13 protein-coding genes are annotated in these 19,168 nt (G+C 51.9%); 2 read left to right on the forward strand and 11 right to left on the reverse strand.

Annotated features, from left to right (window positions below):
* Window positions 1–3: 3 nt before the first annotated feature.
* The 11 genes from ACYVBJ_RS25215 to ACYVBJ_RS25265 all read right to left on the reverse strand — a co-directional run bounded on the left by ACYVBJ_RS25215 (window position 4) and on the right by ACYVBJ_RS25265 (window position 13,674).
* The gene (locus tag ACYVBJ_RS25215) at window positions 4–888 is read right to left on the reverse strand and encodes a glycosyltransferase family 2 protein (RefSeq protein ID WP_460985057.1); all 885 of its coding nucleotides are present in this window, start codon (window positions 886–888) and stop codon (window positions 4–6) included.
* Window positions 885–2,144: an O-antigen ligase family protein gene (locus ACYVBJ_RS25220; RefSeq protein ID WP_460985058.1), complete on the reverse strand. Its 1,260-nt coding sequence runs from the start codon at window positions 2,142–2,144 to the stop codon at window positions 885–887. The genes ACYVBJ_RS25215 and ACYVBJ_RS25220 overlap by 4 nt, the downstream gene beginning before the upstream one ends.
* On the reverse strand, window positions 2,141–3,331 hold the full coding sequence (locus ACYVBJ_RS25225; RefSeq protein ID WP_460985059.1) for a glycosyltransferase family 4 protein: 1,191 nt from the start codon (window positions 3,329–3,331) through the stop codon (window positions 2,141–2,143). The genes ACYVBJ_RS25220 and ACYVBJ_RS25225 overlap by 4 nt, the downstream gene beginning before the upstream one ends.
* A 71-nt stretch (window positions 3,332–3,402) precedes the next feature.
* Complete coding sequence (locus tag ACYVBJ_RS25230; RefSeq protein ID WP_460985060.1) at window positions 3,403–4,761, reverse strand: flippase; 1,359 nt, start codon at window positions 4,759–4,761, stop codon at window positions 3,403–3,405.
* Between the two features lie 70 nt (window positions 4,762–4,831).
* On the reverse strand, window positions 4,832–5,605 hold the full coding sequence (locus ACYVBJ_RS25235) for a WecB/TagA/CpsF family glycosyltransferase (RefSeq protein ID WP_460985061.1): 774 nt from the start codon (window positions 5,603–5,605) through the stop codon (window positions 4,832–4,834).
* A 29-nt stretch (window positions 5,606–5,634) separates the two neighbouring features.
* Window positions 5,635–6,312 carry a sugar transferase gene (locus ACYVBJ_RS25240; RefSeq protein WP_460985062.1) on the reverse strand — a complete coding sequence of 226 codons (678 nt, stop codon included), beginning with the start codon at window positions 6,310–6,312 and terminating at the stop codon, window positions 5,635–5,637.
* Window positions 6,313–6,386: 74 nt separating this feature from the next.
* Window positions 6,387–8,684: a GumC family protein gene (locus tag ACYVBJ_RS25245; RefSeq protein ID WP_460985063.1), complete on the reverse strand. Its 2,298-nt coding sequence runs from the start codon at window positions 8,682–8,684 to the stop codon at window positions 6,387–6,389.
* A 33-nt stretch (window positions 8,685–8,717) separates the two neighbouring features.
* Window positions 8,718–9,521 carry a polysaccharide biosynthesis/export family protein gene (locus ACYVBJ_RS25250; RefSeq protein ID WP_460985064.1) on the reverse strand — a complete coding sequence of 268 codons (804 nt, stop codon included), beginning with the start codon at window positions 9,519–9,521 and terminating at the stop codon, window positions 8,718–8,720.
* Window positions 9,522–10,513: 992 nt separating this feature from the next.
* The gene (locus ACYVBJ_RS25255) at window positions 10,514–11,974 is read right to left on the reverse strand and encodes a right-handed parallel beta-helix repeat-containing protein (RefSeq protein WP_460985065.1); all 1,461 of its coding nucleotides are present in this window, start codon (window positions 11,972–11,974) and stop codon (window positions 10,514–10,516) included.
* Window positions 11,975–12,095: 121 nt separating this feature from the next.
* On the reverse strand, window positions 12,096–12,992 hold the full coding sequence (locus ACYVBJ_RS25260) for a glycosyltransferase (RefSeq protein WP_460985066.1): 897 nt from the start codon (window positions 12,990–12,992) through the stop codon (window positions 12,096–12,098).
* 334 nt (window positions 12,993–13,326) lie between these two features.
* The gene (locus ACYVBJ_RS25265) at window positions 13,327–13,674 is read right to left on the reverse strand and encodes a LytR/AlgR family response regulator transcription factor (RefSeq protein ID WP_460985067.1); all 348 of its coding nucleotides are present in this window, start codon (window positions 13,672–13,674) and stop codon (window positions 13,327–13,329) included.
* A gap of 624 nt (window positions 13,675–14,298) precedes the next feature.
* Between ACYVBJ_RS25265 and ACYVBJ_RS25270 the strand changes: the two genes are divergently transcribed.
* Together ACYVBJ_RS25270 and ACYVBJ_RS25275 are read left to right on the forward strand one after the other, a co-directional pair.
* Complete coding sequence (locus tag ACYVBJ_RS25270) at window positions 14,299–15,792, forward strand: S41 family peptidase (RefSeq protein WP_460985068.1); 1,494 nt, start codon at window positions 14,299–14,301, stop codon at window positions 15,790–15,792.
* A 536-nt stretch (window positions 15,793–16,328) separates the two neighbouring features.
* Entirely contained in the window at window positions 16,329–18,656 is a 2,328-nt protein-coding gene (locus tag ACYVBJ_RS25275) for a gliding motility-associated C-terminal domain-containing protein (RefSeq protein ID WP_460985069.1), read from the forward strand.
* Window positions 18,657–19,168 lie beyond the last annotated feature (512 nt).

Here is a 19,168-nt window from a genome sequence, read left to right on the forward strand (position 1 = left end):
AACCTAAAGGGGTTTCATCAGCCGGGCCTTACGCAGCATAAAGCCAGCGCAGATGCGAGCGACATCAAAGAAGAAGTAAATGATCTTCGTTTTGGAGTGATCAATGGCGAAGTTGTAGCGAACCCGCAGGTTCGTCGGCGATTTCACCGACGTAAAGCCATTGATAAACTCTTTCAGCGTAATCTTCCGCTCCACCTGAATCCCGGTGGCGGTGATGTATTCGTATACCAAACTCCGCGCATTGACGATCAGGCGGTACCCAGCCTTGTGGGCTCGCACCGAAAACTCAATGTCAGCCATGTAATGAATGTAGTTTTTGGAATCGAACAGCCCCACTTCCTCGAATACACGTACTGGAATCAGCGTTCCCCGGCCGGGCAGCGAATCGGACTCGACATAGTCGGTCTGCCGGAGGAGTTGCGGGTAACTGAAGTTGTAGGCTGCGGCCAGGTGCTTGCCGCTGGCCGTATAAAGTTCATGCGATGTACCGGCGTACTCCAGCTTGGTTGGCTCGTCGCTGTTGACACTCACCGACCCGACCAAACATGGCTGGTGCTGCTGATAGGCGTCCAGCATGGTTTGCAGGTAATCAGGCTCAACCCGCGTATCGTCGTTCAACGTCAGGACAAAGTTCTCCTGCCGACGGTCCTGCCTCTCGAGCGCGTACCGGACACCCCAGTTGGTGGCTTCTGTCCACCACAGATTTCCGTCGCCTTTCAGAACAATAACTTCCGGAAACTCGGCCCGGATCATGGCGTCGGTGCCATCCGTGGAACCGTCGTCGACGATAATGATCTGAAAGTTACGGTACGTCTGCACCGACAGACACCCCAGACACTGGCGGGTGAAGGCTAACCGATTGTGAACCGGAATAACAATGGTAATCATACGTCAGCTTGGTGTTTATACAGCCCATCGGGCTCTAGTGAATAGATAAGTTTATCTGCGTCCTCGGTCTCGATCGGCTCCGCCTGACTGGCCTGCGGGTTGAGCCCGTAATACATACCCAGCCCAACGAAGCCCCAGAAAAACGGAGGCAGCTGGTAGGAAATCGCGAACACCAGGCCGCTGGTGATAAAGCCAAAGAGCACCACTTGTTCGGTCGTTAATGCCTGGTTCCGGCGATAGATCGTGATAAGCGTACCCAGAATAATCAGCAGGTTAATCCCCAGACCGACAGCTCCGTAGTTGTAGAGCATGTCGATGTACTGCGAATGGATGATGGTGCCCTTCTCCGGAAAATCTTCGTTCTCCATAATTTCGCCCCGATCGTAGCCTTCGTAGCGCCACCCCAGCACGGGCCGGTCGGGAATAAGACTGAGGTAAAACTGGGATTGCTCGTAGCGCCAGCTGCCCGTTTCGTCTTCTTTCGGCGACACAATACCGCCGATATTCTCCAGGAAAGCCTCCATCTTCTTCTGAGGCAGCAGGCCAAACGTCGGCGCGATGATCAGAGCCAGCAGCGTCAACGTAACGAGGGTGCGGCCAATCGGCAGGCTCGTTGCCGAAAGCTTACCGACCATCGACAGACCGACCACGATGCCAGCCGCCCCAACGGCGGCTGTAATGACCGAGCGGTGCAGCAGAAACACGATGAACCCGAAGGTGGCCAAGCCAATCAACAGGTCGACAATCTTGTGCTCTTTTAGGTAGTTAACCAGGTAATACAAAAACGGAATAACCAGGTACAGGGCTTCGAACGCGCTGGTTGTGCGACTCTCGGACGTCAGGTTGTAACTGAAAATATTGCCCAGTACAATCTGATTAAGGAAGTAGAACGCGAAAATGAGGTATACAATGTATTTCAGCTTAAAGGGCTCGGCGCGGGCGGCCACGAAGAACGCACTCATGGCCAGCCCGCAATACACGAAGCGCTTGATGACAAAGTACGAGTACACGTATTGATTGTATTCGTATTTCGACTCCAGCACCAGCAGAATGACACCCAGCAGCAACAGCCAGCTCACCACTTTGTATAAGCCCGGAAACCGGAAGTAGCACAGCACCAGCGCGGGCATGCCGACCAGGGCCGCCAGATTAACGACTTTGTCGAGCAGGGCGTGGGTCTGGTTTCCCCCAAACGCAATTGGGCTGATGCCAAACAGCAGAACGAACAGGAGTATGCGGTAGATCCAGGCTATCATAACGGGTTGAGCATGTCGCCGGTTGGCTGGCCCTGGTAGGCGGTTGCCGGTTCGGTGGTACGTTGTAAGGCGTATTGATAAAAAGACATCAGTTGGTCAAGTGCTTTCCGGTGATTGAATAGCTGATCGGCATGGACGGATTGCGCCCTCATTAGGCCAGTCCGCTTTTCCGGATCGAAATACCCGATGACCTCGCTCGTAATGTCACTTACGTCCGTTCCCCGCAGGGGGCCATACTGTTCCGGCAGCATTTCGGGGATTCCGCCCACCGGCAGAGCCAGCACGGGTGTTTTAACCGCCATGGCCTCGACGATCGAATAGGGGCAGTTGTCGTTCAGAGACGTATGGACGTACAGATCCGACTGCGCGACCAACTGCCAGGGAGTCGCCTGGCGACCGTAGAATTTGACCTGTTCCGTCAATCCATACTCCTCGACCAGCCCCTCGTATTCGGCCCGTTTGGGTCCGTCGCCAATCAGCCAGATGGCGAAGTTGACAATACCCCGCCTGCGAAGCTCATGACCTATCTGAATCAGCAGCTTTTGATTCTTACGCTCGTCAATGTACCCTACATTACTGATCAGCACCCGATCGGAAGCCTCCCGGCTTTTCAGGCCGGTCAGCATCTTCCGGTTGATTGTGTTGTACAGAACCAGCTTATGGATGGAGCCGGGCAATAAGTGTTTTGACTTTACATACGAATAATTCGACGGAAATACGTAATGCTCAATGTGCGCGAACAGGTACGCATACCAGGCCGTCAGTTGCCGCGTAAACCAGGGTTTCAGGTTAAAATGAGTCACTAATTCGGTTACCGGATCGCCGTTATAATGGCAGGTCAGTACCACAGGCACTTGCCGACCCAAAGCCAGATAGGCAGCCACGCCCGACCGAACGTCCTGCGCATGAATCACATCGAACCCAATTGCTTTACGCTTCCGTACGGCCAGATACAAACCCGTGAAATAGGCAAACTCGTCGTAGATAACTGAAGCGGCTCCGCCCAGCGGGCGCATGATCCGTTTCAGCACGCCCAGTGCTTTCCGCCAGAGCGCAGGCGTATCGGAGGAGTCGACGACATGCACATCCTGCCCCTCGCCTACCAGATCGTTCGCCAGCGCTTTGTAGGCCGTGACGACCCCAGAGGGCGACGTTGGTACCAGAAAGGTTGCAATCAGAATTTTCATGGTCTTAATCTCGTGTTAGTTGCCGAGTGTTACGTCCCGGATGCTGTTCCAGTACGTAGTTGCCGGCTATTTTATCGATTGATCAGCATTGAGAACCGCTCTTTGCTGAAGGCGACGGCCTCTCGTAAACTGTCTCGTTTTATAATTTCTATACCTTTCGAGCGCAGGTATACGTAAAAGGCGATGATGACGTAGACTTCGGTGATAATCCAGGAGCAGGCAACGCCAACGTGGCCGAGCTTTTGAATCAGCAGCATATTGAGCAGCAGGCTCAGCACTGAAGCCACCGCCGAAATCCGGAAAAACGCCTTGTCCATGCGCAGGCTTAGCATGGTGTGCACGCCCAGCAGATTGTTGAGTCCCAGCGTGATGGGTAAAAGCGATACAATGCGCAGCACCAGAACCGCTTCCTGAAACTTATCTCCGTAAAAAAGCGCAATGAAGTATGGCGCGATAATCCACAGACCGACGGAAACGATGGTCATGCAAAAGACGACCGGGAAAAAGATGGTCCGGACGATCTTCAGCCCCTGCTCCCGACTCTGCCCGAACGCATTGGCGACAATTGGAAAAAAGGCCTGGTTAATCGCGAGCGAAACAAACGCCTGCACAATACCGGCAATTCGGGTCCCGGCCGCGAAAATGCCGACGCTGTAGGCAGTCGAAAACAAGCCCAGCAGAAAGATATTGGAACCAGCATACACCGTTGCTACGACCGAGGTAAAGAACAACGTACTGTCATCCCGAAATCGAGTGATCAGTTGCCCGGCGCTCGGCCAGCGAAACGTCAGCGAAAAGCGTCGGATAGCCACAACGAACGCGACAACGCTCACCAGCACCTGCGCGATACTAAGCGACAGATTTTGGTAGACGTAATCCTGAGGCTGCCGGATTACGACAAACACAGTCAGCGTAAACAGGACTTTAACGACCGTATTAAAAACCGCCACCCGCCCCAGGTCTTCCATCGCCTGGTACAGCCAGACCGGAAACAGCACGACGCCAATGCAACTGATATACGTGCAGATATGCAGCCACAGGTTGGCCCGAAACTCAGGAATAGCAAATGACAGTCCACTGAACAGCAGCGTCGACACTACCCACAGTAACGCTTTACCCGCGACGACTTCGCTGAACACCTTGTCTACCAGTTGTTTATCGTCCCGATTGGCCGCAATGATCCGTACCGCTGCGGTATCGAATCCGTAGTTGATCAGTAGAGTGAAATACGCAATGTAGGCCTGCGAAAAATTAAGCAGCCCTAATCGCTCGGGTCCAATGATCCGCACCACGTAAGGCACCGTCAGCAGCGGCAGGAGCATATTGGCTACGTGGACGCTGAACAGGGAGGCTACGTTGATGGCGAACCGTTTCATCACCGACCGGGATAAAATCGGTGATGGACCCGAAAGAGTATTTTTGCTGACCATGTAAATTCGTCGTGTTACGTTAAGATTGTTTCCCGGCTGGTAACATGTCGGTATATATCCGACCGCGGGTTCAAGCCCGGGCCTGCGCCGAGTGCCGGACGGGCAACAGCGCTTCTTTCAGGTTGAACAGAATGAACAGCGGCACGACCTTCAGGTACCGTTTGTAAAGCCGCCGGGGCTCCACCATCAGTCGAAAACACCATTCCAGCGACAGCTTCTGCATCCAGGCCGGTGCCTGCGCTACCCGGTCGGTATGGAAATCGAAGGCGGCCCCTACGGTGATAATGAAGTGCGTCTTCGTCCATTTCGCCAGCCGACGGGCAAACCGCTCCTGCTTTGGGGAGCCGAGCCCCAGCCAGACGATGTCGGCACCGGAGCGGTTGATTTGATCGGCCAGAGCCCTGACCTCTTCGTCCGACAGCTCCCGAAACGGCGGGCAATACGTACCGACAACCTGGTAGTTGCCAAATTTATGGCCTACGGCAGCCTTTAACTGATCGGCGACGCCTTCATTCCCCCCGCATAAAAAATGCTTGATGCTGGTCGGGACACTGGCCTGAAATACCTGCTTGAACAGATCGGGACCGTAGCAGCGGGTCATAGCTTTAGCTCCCTTCAGGCGACCGAGCCAGACACTGGGCATGCCATCCGGCAACACCCAGTAAAAGGAATCCAGCAACTGTTTGAACTCCGGATTTCGGGTGGCCGTAACCAGACCGTGAGCGTCAGTCGCGCTGATGCATTTGCTTTGCTGCGCAACAGGTAATGCACACTGCCTGATTATGCCCTGAACGGCGGCATCCAGCCCCTGATCGAAGAGTTCGACTTGCAATACTTTAGTCATGGCGTTGAGTTTATGAGTCGTTGAGAAGATTACCAGGCGTTTTTGTTGCCATTTAACGCGGCCTTGACCGTCCACCAGCAGATGGTAGCATCGAGCCGCGTCGACTGCCGACGGATGTACAGGTGATCGTAGCGAACGCGCTGTACCATCTTATACACTTCCCCCGTTTCGCCCCTGGCTCCGCGGGCCTGCGCCAGGCCCGTAATGCCCGGCTTGACCACGTACCGTTCTTTGTAGCCAGGCAAGGTGTGCCAGTGCTGCGCATCGAGCGGAAGCGGATGCGGACGCGGGCCCACAACGCTCATGTGCCCCGTCAGGACGTTCAGGAACTGGGGCATCTCATCGAGATTCGTTTTCCGGAGAAACCGGCCGATGCGCGTAATGCGCATATCGTTTCTGACCGCCTGCCGAAATTCGGCGTTGCGGTCGTAGGTCATGGTGCGAAACTTCAGGCAGCGGAACGGGCGCCCGTTCCGGCCTGTACGGAGCTGAACAAACAAGATCGGACCCGGCGAGCTAGCTACAATCAATAGACCTAGTATTGGAATTAACCATACTAAAACAGTGACCGTTACCAAACCAGATACCGCCAGATCGAACGCCCGCTTCCGCCAATCCGAAACGCTACGCTTAGCCGCAAACGGCCTTGCTTCGGTCTCATGGCTCAGGTAAAACTGAACCGTTTCATTATTAGTAGATACTTGCATTGGATTACCAGTTATGGGCGGCAAATCGTACGACTTTGCTACGACGATACTACCCAGTCTCATTACGTGAGCGGTTATTTGTACGAGTAGCTGTTTTTGTAGCTAGTATTGAAATGATAGGCATCATTTCCTCCCACGGCATTCAGAATGACGTTCAGGTTCTGGAAGCGCTGTTCGCGGTGCAGGGTGTCCAGCATCTTGAGGCAGTTTTTGGGCGTAACGCCATGCCGCACAACGAACAACGTTGAGTCGGCCAGCGGAGCAACGACCTGCGCATCCGTTACAATACCGACCGGAGGGGCATCGATAATGATGTACCGGAATTGTTCACGTAATGTCTGAATCAGGTTTTTTACGTTAGCCCCGCTGAGCAGCTCCGAAGGATTTTCGGGCAATGGTCCGCTCGGAATCAGGAAATAGTTAGGCTGCCCCGGAATCGGTTTAAGAATGTCGCTCAATGTAGCTTCGTCGTTCAGGTAATCACTCAGTCCAACGGAATTGTCGACTTTAAAGGCCTGGTGCAGCTTCGGCATACGCAGGTCCATTTCCAGGATGACCGTCGGCTGACGTAACAGAGCCAGACTGGCACCCAGGTTCTGGGCCAGGAACGACTTGCCTTCGCCACTGATGCTTGAGGTAAACAAAATCACCTGACTTTGCTCACCGTCGATCATACCCGTATGTAGATTGGTGCGGATGGTTCGGATCTGCTCGGCAATGACCGAACGACTCTGCGGAGCCACCACCAGTACGTCGCGCTGCCGTTTGTTCATCACCTCTCCCAAAATAGGCACCTGGGTTACTTCCTCCACATCATGACGACGCATAACCCGCGTATTCAGCGCCCCCTTACCCGCTATGGCACCGGTCGGAATCAGCAGACCTACCAGGGCAAACAAGGCATAGATGACCACGCCCACGGGCTTCACCGGAGCAATGCTGCTCTGAGCCGCATCAATCGTGCGACTGTCTGAGATGGCCGCTGCGAAGGTTACCGCCATTTCTTCGCGTTTCTGAAGCAGATATGTATACAGATTGTTTTTGATCGATTGCTGGCGCGTAATGTCCATCAGTGACCGCTCCTGCCGCGGAATAGTCCGGATGATGCCTTCCAGTTTCTCGTTCTGAGCCGTATAGTGTTTCTGTGAACTGGTCAGCATCGACTTCATCGTCTTAATATTCAACCCGATGTTGCTCTTTGTCGCCCGGATCTGCTTATCCAGTGACAGAAGCAGGGGGTTTTCTTCCGAGGTCGTCTGCGCCAGTTGATCGCGCTGTAACTCCAGCTGCGACAGTTTGTCGATTTGGTTCAGTAAGCCCGGATCATTGAGTCCGACGGTAGCTGGCGTGCTGCCGCGCTTATCGGACTGGTCGGTAATGAACCGCTGCAAATCGTCCAGAACGGCCAGCTGAATCGTCACCTGGTTGAGCTGAGCGTCGTTTTGCTGCGTCGTTTGCAGGAAAGCCTGCGCCTGTTCGCCCAGATTGGTAATGCCCTGGCTCGACTTGTACGTTTCTACGTTTCGCTCAACCGAAGCCAGTTCACCGGAAACCATCCGCAGCCGATCTTCGATAAACCGCAGCGTATTGGCAGCTACTTTGTTCTTATCCAGAATGGCGGCCTGATTGTATTCGTTAATCAGGCTGTTCAGGATGGCTTCGCCTTTTTCGGGCACGGCATCATCGAGGGTCAGGTGCACCACGGTCGAGGTTTTGCTGGTCGGCTCGGCTTTCAGATTACCGAGATACGTACCTACCGCTGCCGATTCGGGCATCGCCTGCACAATCAACGGCTCCGACTTCGCCCCAACTTCTTTGCGCGTCAGTACCCGTAACTTGCCGTAGGGCGTGTGAATGCTTTTGTTGAGCGGATACGCTATGCCGTTGATCCGCGCGGTCTGGCTGTTTACAAAAGCGAGTTCGAGCGGCTTTTTGTACAACTCCCGGTTGGCTTCTTCAACGAGAAGGATAACCGGCGATTCCGTGTAGATTTCCCGTTTTCCGTATTCGGTCTGCTGGAAATAACGCGTTTCCAGATGGAGGTTCCGAACCACCCGCTTCATCAGTGTCGACGAACGAAGCACTTCAAGTTCGTTTTCCACCATCTTTTTGGGGGTGTATACTTCCAGTTCCTTCAGCGGATTGGTTTGCCCAGTACCTTTCTTTTCATCCTGGAGCATCAGGCTGGCCTGAATCCGGTAGATGGGCTGTTTATACAGCAGATACACATAAGCGCCCGCCAGCGACAGGATCAGGCAGAGCACGTACCACGGCCACTTTTGCAGATAAGGCACGATATGAGCCTTTACGGTAGGCGTACCCGGCTCGATAACCTGATAGGGGACGTAAGAAGAGGCAGATTTTGCAGCCATATCAATTAAGGATAACGTTGAGAGTTGAGATGTTTACCGACGAGTTACGATGATGGCGACCAGTGAGAGGATTCCGGTGACAATCGGCGCAAACTGATACGCCCGATCGACACTCGTAGCCCGCGCTTTACCCGGTTCCACGTAAATAATGTCGTTGGGGTGAAGCGAGTAATAAGGCGACCGAAACGCATCCCGGCGCGTCAGGTCAATGCGGCTAAAGATGCGCTTACCCCCTTCTTCCCGGATCACGAGTACGTTGTCGCGACGGCCGTACACGGTCAGATCACCAGCCAGTCCCAGCGCTTCGGGAATGGTGATCCGCTCATTAGGGATCGTGAACAGGGCCGGACGCGAGACTTCGCCCAGTACGGAAATTCTGAAGTTCAGATTACGTACCGTAACGGTGGGTTCTTTCAGGAAGGTTTTGAGTTTACTGCTGATAAAATCACCTGCCTGAGCGGTGGTCATATCCAGCACATTCACCTGACCAATCAAGGGCACTTTAATAGTTCCGTCATTGGCGACCAAGTAGCCCGACGTCCGGACGAGCGGATTGTTCTGGCTGGCAACCGTACTGTTGTCAGCCATAGAGACCGGATTGAAGAACACCGACGCTTCGGGATTTAAACTGCTGACCTGAACTGATAAAACATCACCTTTTTTGATAGTAGGAATAAAGGGTTCGGGTATCGCTACGGTATCGTCGCCGACTTCAGCCCCCTGAAAATACGCCAGCCGTTTCGCCGACGTACAGCCTTCCAGTGATGCAGCCCAGATCACGATTACTCCCAGCATTAACCCGAACTTCAGGCGTTCACTTGTCTTGTTAGTTGTCATTTTACGTATTGTATTCTTGCTTCTTGTTGCCGACATCAAGTCCCATGCTTTTGTCATGAAGCTGCAAATTGGTTATCAGTTTTTAGTTGATAGTGACAACAGACCTGACGGCTTACTATACTGGCCAAACGGCGTTTTAACGTCAGCGTGGTAATTTTATGAAGTCGTTACGGAGGAGTATTTCTGCCGAGCGAGGTATCTGCTTACAGCCCATTCCGGCCAGAAAATTAACTATGAAAGGTATGTATTTAGCTTGCCGCTATACAATAGGAAGGAAGCTGATCGCAAATCGTATAGTTAACTTAATGTACTTTTAAAGTAACTATATTTTATTTTTATAAACTCTTAGTAATAATTTTTATTATATCACTAAATTAGCTCTTGCACTCTTCAGGTATAAAATATACTGCTCCTAATAAATACCAGCTTATACAATTACTCTATGAGTTAAATAGGTAATATGAATAGTTCAATTTTTAGCCTCATTTATGCAAATCTACTTAAGGCCATAAGCTCAATTATATCCAATTAATCAATGGATAAGTAGCAGGGTGCAGTAGTCAATAGGCAGCTTTTTAAACCAAAAAATTTATCTATTTTCAATAAATCCTATTACTTAACCAATTCAATGTTGATTGAAAGGTAGTTTCTGCAATTTTCCCAATCGCTTAATTATCCCATAAAATGACGTAGTAATCACACTCAGTGTAGATCCCTGGAGGAACCAAGATTTAATTAAAGAAAACGTATAAACGACTTAAGTTTACAGCTTGTCTGGTATGTATACCAGCTGCATCGTGCAACAACGATCCATTCTCGTCCATGAAGTGACTTGCCTGTCCGGCTTGCGATCTCCTGCAAACCTACGCAACCCAGGCCGACCTTTTTACAGACACGTAGCGCCGATAAGTGATGACCAGGTTGTCATTACTTATCGGCGCTACGTGTCTGTACGCACGAAAAGCTACGGGAGCTTGGATCCGTGCTGTTTGTTAAGGAAGTGGGTTTCCAGCTTCGTCAACATTCTTGCTGGCCGTATAGCTGCCGCCCAATACGGCCTCGTAGTACTTCCCTCCCCGCCCTTTACTAATTCGGTTGTTCGTAAGCACATTATTCGTTGCCTGGCTGCCGTAAGCCATAAACGTAGCCTGATTTTCCAGACTCTCTTTGTTGGAGATCGTGTTGTTCGAGAACGTGTTGTTGGGTGAATTATCGCAGATAACGGCCTTGTTGGTAAGACCGTCGATTGTATTTTCGGAGAACATGCCGCCCTGAGTCGCGTGTGCGATTTCCAGCATTCCCGTCATACTCAGGTTGTTTTTCGTAAACGTAATCTGGCCACCGTTGAACAACTGAACCCCACCCGTTACCCGGCCCACCGTTGTGTTGCCCGAAATCAGCATCCCGCCAATTACCGGACTCCGTTTGTCGCCGTCGGTTCCGGCAATGAACTTGTCGAATTTACCCTCGAACGTATTGTTGGTCACCTTCACGTTCCGGGCCGCATCTGCAATTTCTACGCCATATTCAGCGCAATTTTTCAACGTATTGCGGTTGACCGTTAGGCCGTCCATGGTGCCGGATAAGGAGATGCCCGAACGGCCACAATCCAAGAAGGTATTGTCTTCAACCAGGATGCTGGTCGCAGTGTATTTATCGCCGTTATCGTGATTAAGAATCTCGCAGCCTGTACGTTTTGACTGAATACTGTTTCCTTTTACCACTACGTTGCTGGCGGCTTTCCCGGCGGCAATATTCAACGTGAACCAGTTTGTATTGGCTCCGGTCCGGTCGGTACTTTTGCAGTTCTGAACGGTCAGGTTGGCGACTGTTGGCCCGTCAATCGAAATGACTCCGTACTGGCTGTTCTTGGCCGTCGTTACGTTCCAGCTCAGCCCGTCGATTATAACGTTATGCAGCGAAGTGGTGTCGCTGGCGCTCGATAACGACTGGAGCGATACGTGCGAATCGCCGAGGGTAATCACCGTATTCGCTTCCCCTCTGATGGTTAATCCGCTCCGCAGCCGAACGGGCGTCAGTTGCGTGTAGGTTCCCGCGGGGATCAGAATACTGCTCACGGCGTCTACGGCAGCCTGCAGCCGGGGCCCAATGTCCGGGTTTGTTGGGGTTGCCCCAAACCAGGTTAGCATGGCCGGACCTGTATACTCCCGTTTGTAGCGTTTTCCGTTGCCGGTTACCAGAACGGTTCCCATATTGTCGGCCGTCTGGCGGTCGCTCCTATCCAACCGAAATACGCCTTCCAGACCGGGGTCGGTGATGCGGATACTCGTCGGAATAGATGACGTAGTGAACTGCCGGACCTGGGAGATACTCATTGCATCTTCCCGCTGCACAATCACCTCCGGTACCGGATCGTCGGTCGACTTGCAATACGTAGTAAAGACTAAAAAAAACAATAACGCGCTTACTCGAAGCAAAATGGAATCGTTCATAGCTATGCGAATCAATTCAGATATAAAAACTAGTTGTACGTGGATAGCCCTGAACCGAGGTCCGAGGTAAGCAGATGTTGCTCCCGATTGCCCGGATTAACCTGCAACTGAGAGTCGGTCATTAACGTAGACCAGCATACGTTTTTAACTTATTATAGATTCGGGTAGGAACGCTATAACGCCGTAATGTTTGCTGGTGATAATAGTCGGTAGTTTCCACGACGCTGGGCAGTTGAAATTCGCGTATCAGTCCGCTATCGAGCTGGGTTTGGTAACGATTGAAAATATTAGTGTGCGTGGCTTCGGCTCCAAAGCCAATGTTCTGCACTTTTGATACGGCGGGATAGATCGTCAGGGCGTTGGCGTTGAAGCGGTTGTAACAGAACCGAATATCCCAGGCGTCGATTTTTCCTTCCATCTGCTTCCGCAGCATGCCATACAGATCTGAGCCGCCCTGCATAAACGCCTTCTGCCGCCGACTATCCGCCCGGAACCGTTCGTAGTCAGCAATCGTCCAGTCGATAGCCTGCCAGCGATCAGCCCAGGTCGCCCAGCCCCACGGACTATGCCGGGGCACGAAATAAGCGTCGTAAGTGTATCCGGCCGGGCGCTCGAACGGAAAGGTGTATCCTGCAATCGAGTATACCTTCTGATTGGACGCATACGTGCGCAGACATTGGTTCATATAATCCAGAAAGTTCGGGGCAGTAATTAAATCGTCCTCCACAATGATGGCTGCCGGATGCTGCCCCAGTACAGACGATATACCCCGGATAATGGAGTCGGCGCACCCAATGTTCGATTTGGCATACGTCCGGTGGATGGTTCTGAACCCGCTGAAGTCATCGAGTAATTTGTGCACCTCCGCTACTTTGGGTGCATCTTCGGGGCGTTTGGGAGCGTCGACAAAAATGTACAGGTCGCTTTCGGGCGCCAGGTGATTTGCCCGTAAGGCGTCGAGGGTGGCTTTCAACTCGTTCGGACGTTTGAAAGCAAAGAGAATAACGGGTGCGTTCATTGTTGAGTGATTAGGCAGGGCGTTATGCAGGCCCCTGATCGAAGGAATGGGTCACAAACTGCGTTCAGATAGACTCTCGTTTGGCCGCGCAAATGCAAACGAGATAGTCAGCCGGTTCGGGTTCGTGTGGCTTGTGAAGGCGGCTAAACGTAAGGACAACTGGTGCACGAATAAATCATTTTTCTATAATCCTAGCTTATGTCTGTAGAATTAGTATATATTAAAGAAAGAATTGATCGATAGTACGTCTACCCTTAGCCTATAAGTTTGTTTGATACCCGGTCGCTTTTGGTAGCAGCTATAGCCAGGTGATTGATAGATGAAGCACTCATTTTTATAAATCGGCGCTCAGGTGGTAGGAATTATTGGTTACACTTAACTGCGTAGCGGTTTGCTCCAGTCGACTGCGGGATACGGGTAGGATCAGCCCATTTTGTAACTGCACCCACCCCGCCCGGCTTTTTTTCTGCCGGAACTCACGGATGTACAGGGGATTTATAATGGCTGACTTATGCACCCGAACAAAATTCAACTGGGTTTCGAACCACTGTAAAGGCTGCGAAACCAGCGAAAAAGAGTCATCCTGATAATGCACCCGCGTATAATTCGCGTCCCCCTCCAGCCACACGACCGAGTCGATTGGAACTGGGTAACGGTGCCCCGGCAGATTAATAGTACTCATCGGAATAATCATAGGATGTAGTTGGACTTGTCGTACGCTCTTAGTACGATACAATACCTGAATCTACAATGCATTATTTTAAATGTTATTTGTTTTGGTAACTTGTGTATAAACCGATTAGACGGTAAACGACCATTTCGAGTCGTATAGGCCCTATCCGGTAATTACAGAGCCGGCTTACTTATTCAATGGCCCGTAAAACCTATAATACGGCTATGGAATTTTTTTTGCTATTTCTAAGAATAGTACTATTTAATTGATTTACCCAGTTTAACAGTTCGGCCCGTAAAATTGCCTGCGTCCTGGAGCGAGCGCCCGAATCAGACAGATCTTTCAAAAGCTGGCTCCTCCTCCGAAGTGGCTGCAGCCAGACCTTTATTCTTTTGTTGTGGGGGTTTACAGGTACCCGGACGTACCTTTTTTTTTGCCCCAGTCAAATCAGGCATTTTTCTGCTTTTACATCTTCTTTATATCGATGGGGTTAACCCAGAAAAAGTGTTGCGGAAAAGCCCATTAAATGCCTATTAAATCAAGATAATATAGGTGTCAATCTGCAACATTCAGCTTCCTAAATACGTAACAAGTATAGACGGATCAACAAACCGTCTTATCAGCTAGATTAACATGGAAAAACACGTTATGAACGATGCGCTTCGGGGCTTCTCTCGTCAGCGACGACTGGGGAAGAGCTCGTTGACAGGATTGCTGCTGGCAGGGTTCATCGTATCGCTATCAGCCTGTAAGAAAGATACCGACGTAGTGGCTCCCCAGCCAAACACGGCGACGGCAACCAACGAAAACCAGACGGTGAACGACTGGATTCTGTCCAATATGAAGGACCTCTATTACTGGAATGACAAGATTCCGGCCAATCCCGACAAAACGTTGAAGCCCGCGGATTTCTTTGAGTCTATCCTGAATAAGTACGACGCGACTACCAATCCGAACGGCGACCGGTTTTCGTGGATTGAAGAAAGCGGTCAGGAACTGGAAGCCAGTTTAAGTGGCCAGACGACTACCACGGGTATGGAATATGATTTGTATCTCCGCTCGTCGGGCTCCGATGATGTCATCGCGCAGGTCCTTTACGTATTGCCGGGTTCGCCCGCCCAGAAAGCCGGTATTAAACGGGGCGACATCATCTCGAAGGTGAATGGTCAGGCGCTCACCCGTACGAATGTAGAGAGTCTTCTGTATTCGGGCCGCACTTCCTTTACGTTCGGACTGGCCACTCCAGGCGCTCAATCTATTGTCGACACCGACCAGACCCGCAGCGTAACGGCAACGGTATTCCAGGAAAATCCGGTGTTCCTCGACTCGGTGTATACCGTTAGCGGCAAAACAATTGGCTACCTGGTGTATAATCAGTTTGTACCGGGCGCGAACGGCAGTCAGGCCAACGAATATGATGCGCAGCTGGATGCCATCTTCAGCAATTTCAAAGCGAAGGGCGTCAATGAACTGGTCCTCGATCTGCGCTACAATCCCGGCGGCTATACGTCGTCATCGGCGAACCTGGCCAGCCTGATCGGTAAAGGTATTAGTTCCGGTAAACTGTACTTCCGCGAGGAATGGAACGCGACGATTACCCCCGCCCTGCGCCAGGAGTACGGCAACAACTTTTTCATCCAGAACTTCGTCGACAAATCGCAGAACATCGGCGCGAACCTGTCGCGGGTCTTTGTGCTGACCACCGAACACACGGCTTCTGCCAGCGAGCTGATCATCAATGGTCTACGTCCGTACATGAACGTAATCACCATTGGCACGACCACGTACGGCAAAAACGTAGGATCAATCACGATCACGGATGACACCGGCAAAATTAACTGGGGTATGCAGCCGATTGTGTTCAGGTCGTACAACAGCGCTGATCAATCTGACTACTCAACTGGCTTTACGCCAACGATCGAAGTAGAAGAGCCGATTAATTTATTACCCCTTGGCGATACTCGCGAAGCCTTGTTGGGTACAGCGATCGGTCAGATCACCGGCAGCACTTCGGTAGGGCGGCAAGGTGCGATCAACAGCAACCCTTTACTAGCTGTAGGCTCCTCGATCCAGCGGAAAGCGGGCGGTGGCCGTATGGTTAAAGCCCTTAAGTCGTTTCACCTGTAAGCATTACCAATACCCTCCTCATAACCAAAAACGCGTAGCTCACAATTCTCCGGTGTATGATCAGGAGAGTTGTGGGCTGCCAATCTGTTGAACGGTATTCCCCGAATTGATTTGAACACCCTGTACTGTTTCTGCAGTCGTTCCCGACTTCGCCAAACCCCACTGGAAGCAGGTGGGGAACAGACCGGCGTTGGTGCGGGGCCACGGATTGCGGTATTATCGCCTGGCAACGTACCAGCACTTTATCTTTCGGGGCGCCAGTCCAAACCCTCCCCGCAACTGCCTAAATTTAAGCGGCTTACTTACTATAGTTAAGTAATAAGGTAGTATCTTTAAAAGCGACGCAACGAAGGCTGCTCTTTACCCGTATTAGCTAAATAAAAGCGAATCAGCAGCCCCTGAATTCTGCTCAGATTACCCACCCAGCACACGATACAGTACCAAGCCACGCATACCTGAAATTGATTTGTAGAGACTTCTAACAGCAGTAACCGTATTGGCCTATGCGCGTTTTTACCAGGCTATTCCTGATTGGAATGTTGGCAATTTCCGTCCGTGCGCAAGCGACCCACCACGTAGGCGGGCAAATTGAAATGCGGGCCGTTGGCGACAGACCAGGTCATTTCCGGATTATTGCCACCAATTACATGGAGAGTGGACCGCGGGCCGATAACCAGCGGGGCGGGCAATTTGGTATTTTTCGCAAACGCGACAATACGTTGATGCGCAGCTATCTGCTTCAGGAGACTGGCCAGCGCCAGCCCATCATCTACGCAAATGAGTACTGCGCCGAACAACGGAACCTGAGGTTTATTGTCGCTACGTTCGAGACCGATATTCAGCTCGACCCGACCGCCTACGACGATCCGCAGGGGTACTATATCTCCTACCAGACCCGCAATCGCAACGGGGGTATCAACAATGTCAGTAATCCCAGCCAGACGGGTTTTACGTTTTATCTTGAATTCCCGGCGCTCCTCCAAAACGGTCGATTATTCGAAAACTCATCCCCTCGCTTTGGTCCGATCAATGGCGAATACGTTTGCCTCGGTGAGCCCTTCTCGTATCCCTTCGGGGCAACCGATCCCGACGGCGACGAACTGCGGTACTCGCTGGTGACCCCGCTCGACCAAAAAGGCAATAGCCGGGATGTAAACGCCGTATCGCCTGCCCCCTATCCCGACATCAGATGGCTCGCTGGTTTTAGTGCGACTAACGCTATTCCCGGCAATCCAACCCTGGCAGTTGATGCACAGACCGGGCAATTAACGGTGACAGCAACGCAGCTAGGTCTTTATATCTTCGCGGTAAACGTAGAAGAATACCGCAATGGTGTAAAAATTGGCGAGGTTCGGCGCGACTTTCAGCTTCTGGTCATTGAATGTCCACCAAGCACAACGCCTGACCCAGCGGTCCAGATCAAGGACCGGCCTACCACGATCCGGACCGCTACCCTCTGCCAGGGCGATTCGGTGATCCTGGAAGCACAGCCTAACCCGAACTGGAGTTATCAGTGGCGTCGCAATAGCATTAACCTACCGGGTGCTACCAATCCAACCCTGGCCGTCCGCGAATCGGGCGATTACTCGCTGGTTGTTTCCTTCAAGACCACCTGTAGCAAAACGGGTAACTCTGAACTTATTTCCGTGAATGTTGTGGGCAGCACCGCCAGACTAACGTCAGCGGGGCACCTGTGCGCGACAACGGGCTCGGTTCGGCTGGCCGTTAAAGGCAGCACAAATGTCAGTTACCAATGGCAGCGTAACGACCAATTGATGGGCGGCCAAAGTGCGGATTCACTAAACATATCGCAGGCAGGCCGCTATTGGGCAACGTTGACCGATAAAACCCTGGGCTGCGTGTTTCGGACCGATAGCCTATCCATCGAACGATCAGCGCCCGTTCTGGCAACGATTCAGTCGGCAACGGGCCAGAACCGACTTTGCCCACAGGGTACGCTGCCCCTAGCCGCCGGTGGCGGTACGCAATACAGCTGGCAGAAAGATGGACAGACAACGACTACCACGAGCGCGCTCAACAACGTAACATCAGCCGGAGACTACGTCCTAACGGCTACGGATTTATACGGATGCACCGGCGTATCAACGCCATTCTCGGTGGTTCAGATTCCGCCTATTACCGTGCTTTTCGACTCGATTCCACCCGTTTGCGGACCCGACAATCCGGTGTATTCATTACAGGCTAGTCCATCAGGTGGCGAGTTTGTGGGCTCTGGCGTGACCGGCAGCAAGTTCAACCCGAAACAGGCGGGTATTGGCGTTCATCCACTCACTTACACGGCCAAACCCGCCCCCGAATGCCCTGGCGTAGTGGCAACGCGTACGGCCGTTGTGGCGCCGATCCCAACTATCGCGCAGGAAGACATCACCACCTATACGGGCAATACGTTTGCGCTGACGCCGGGCCTCACTGGTGAGCCAAACACCTTTTCGTGGACCCCCACTACGTACCTGTCCGACCCTACAACCGCCAACCCGTCGGTGGAGTCGATCCGGGGCGATATTACCTACACCCTCTCGGTCAGTAATTTATCCGGTTGCCAGGCCACCGACAGCATTCACATCACCGTCTACGAACGCGTGTGGGCACCCGACGCTTTTTCTCCGAACAATGATGGACTGAACGATGTGTGGGATCTTCCCGGCATAGAAGCCTTTCCCGATGCCGTTGTTACGGTCTTCAATCGGTGGGGTGAAGTTGTTTACCTGTCTCAGAAAGGTTATGACAAGCCTTTTGATGGCACCCAGGGCGGAAATCTACTACCCGCTGGTCTATACGCTTATACGTTACGTACCACCGCCGATCGACCTATGCTGAAAGGGACTGTTCTTCTGATACGTTAACGATCAGCCAACGTATTAAATAACTGGTGCCCCATCCTGCCCATATACCCGTTGTGGAGGCATGGGTACGCTAAAGGTCAAAAAAGATAACCAACATTTATACCGACGTACCGTTTGTTACGTCTGCCTCTCAACGGACGGGGTTTCGTAATGCACGAAGCAGCCTCAAAAGAATCGCGTATTATACCCTTCAATTCATCTGGTCAATACGTCACGCCCGCTATCTACTCTATTAAGCTGCCGTTAACCGGCGGCAGTTGATGGATACCATTTTTTAACGTAAGTAGTCGAGAACTCTCTGGTCTGCCAGCCAGGTCCACGCTGGAGAGCGCATCCTGTCGGGAAATAGCTCTCACATTCACTCGGCGAATAATTCATTAATTTCGCCGATTCATACCAATTTACTATACTTAATCGATCAGCCGTTCATCCTAATCCGTTTATAGTCAACATCATAATTAATCACCCCATTCTGTACAGTTATATTGCCAACTTCTTTATCTTTTGCCCCT

It is taken from the genome of Spirosoma fluminis (genome assembly GCF_054778895.1).

Excerpts from the sequence above, each read along its gene's own strand:
- ACYVBJ_RS25215 (WP_460985057.1), bottom strand. The coding sequence starts at position 888 with ATGATTACCATTGTTATTCCGGTTCACAATCGGTTAGCCTTCACCCGC.
- ACYVBJ_RS25220 (WP_460985058.1), bottom strand. The coding sequence starts at position 2,144 with ATGATAGCCTGGATCTACCGCATACTCCTGTTCGTTCTGCTGTTTGGC.
- ACYVBJ_RS25225 (WP_460985059.1), bottom strand. The coding sequence starts at position 3,331 with ATGAAAATTCTGATTGCAACCTTTCTGGTACCAACGTCGCCCTCTGGG.
- ACYVBJ_RS25230 (WP_460985060.1), bottom strand. The coding sequence starts at position 4,761 with ATGGTCAGCAAAAATACTCTTTCGGGTCCATCACCGATTTTATCCCGG.
- ACYVBJ_RS25235 (WP_460985061.1), bottom strand. The coding sequence starts at position 5,605 with ATGACTAAAGTATTGCAAGTCGAACTCTTCGATCAGGGGCTGGATGCC.
- ACYVBJ_RS25240 (WP_460985062.1), bottom strand. The coding sequence starts at position 6,312 with ATGCAAGTATCTACTAATAATGAAACGGTTCAGTTTTACCTGAGCCAT.
- ACYVBJ_RS25245 (WP_460985063.1), bottom strand. The coding sequence starts at position 8,684 with ATGGCTGCAAAATCTGCCTCTTCTTACGTCCCCTATCAGGTTATCGAG.
- ACYVBJ_RS25250 (WP_460985064.1), bottom strand. The coding sequence starts at position 9,521 with ATGACAACTAACAAGACAAGTGAACGCCTGAAGTTCGGGTTAATGCTG.
- ACYVBJ_RS25255 (WP_460985065.1), bottom strand. The coding sequence starts at position 11,974 with ATGAACGATTCCATTTTGCTTCGAGTAAGCGCGTTATTGTTTTTTTTA.
- ACYVBJ_RS25260 (WP_460985066.1), bottom strand. The coding sequence starts at position 12,992 with ATGAACGCACCCGTTATTCTCTTTGCTTTCAAACGTCCGAACGAGTTG.
- ACYVBJ_RS25265 (WP_460985067.1), bottom strand. The coding sequence starts at position 13,674 with ATGAGTACTATTAATCTGCCGGGGCACCGTTACCCAGTTCCAATCGAC.
- ACYVBJ_RS25270 (WP_460985068.1), top strand. The coding sequence starts at position 14,299 with ATGGAAAAACACGTTATGAACGATGCGCTTCGGGGCTTCTCTCGTCAG.
- ACYVBJ_RS25275 (WP_460985069.1), top strand. The coding sequence starts at position 16,329 with ATGTTGGCAATTTCCGTCCGTGCGCAAGCGACCCACCACGTAGGCGGG.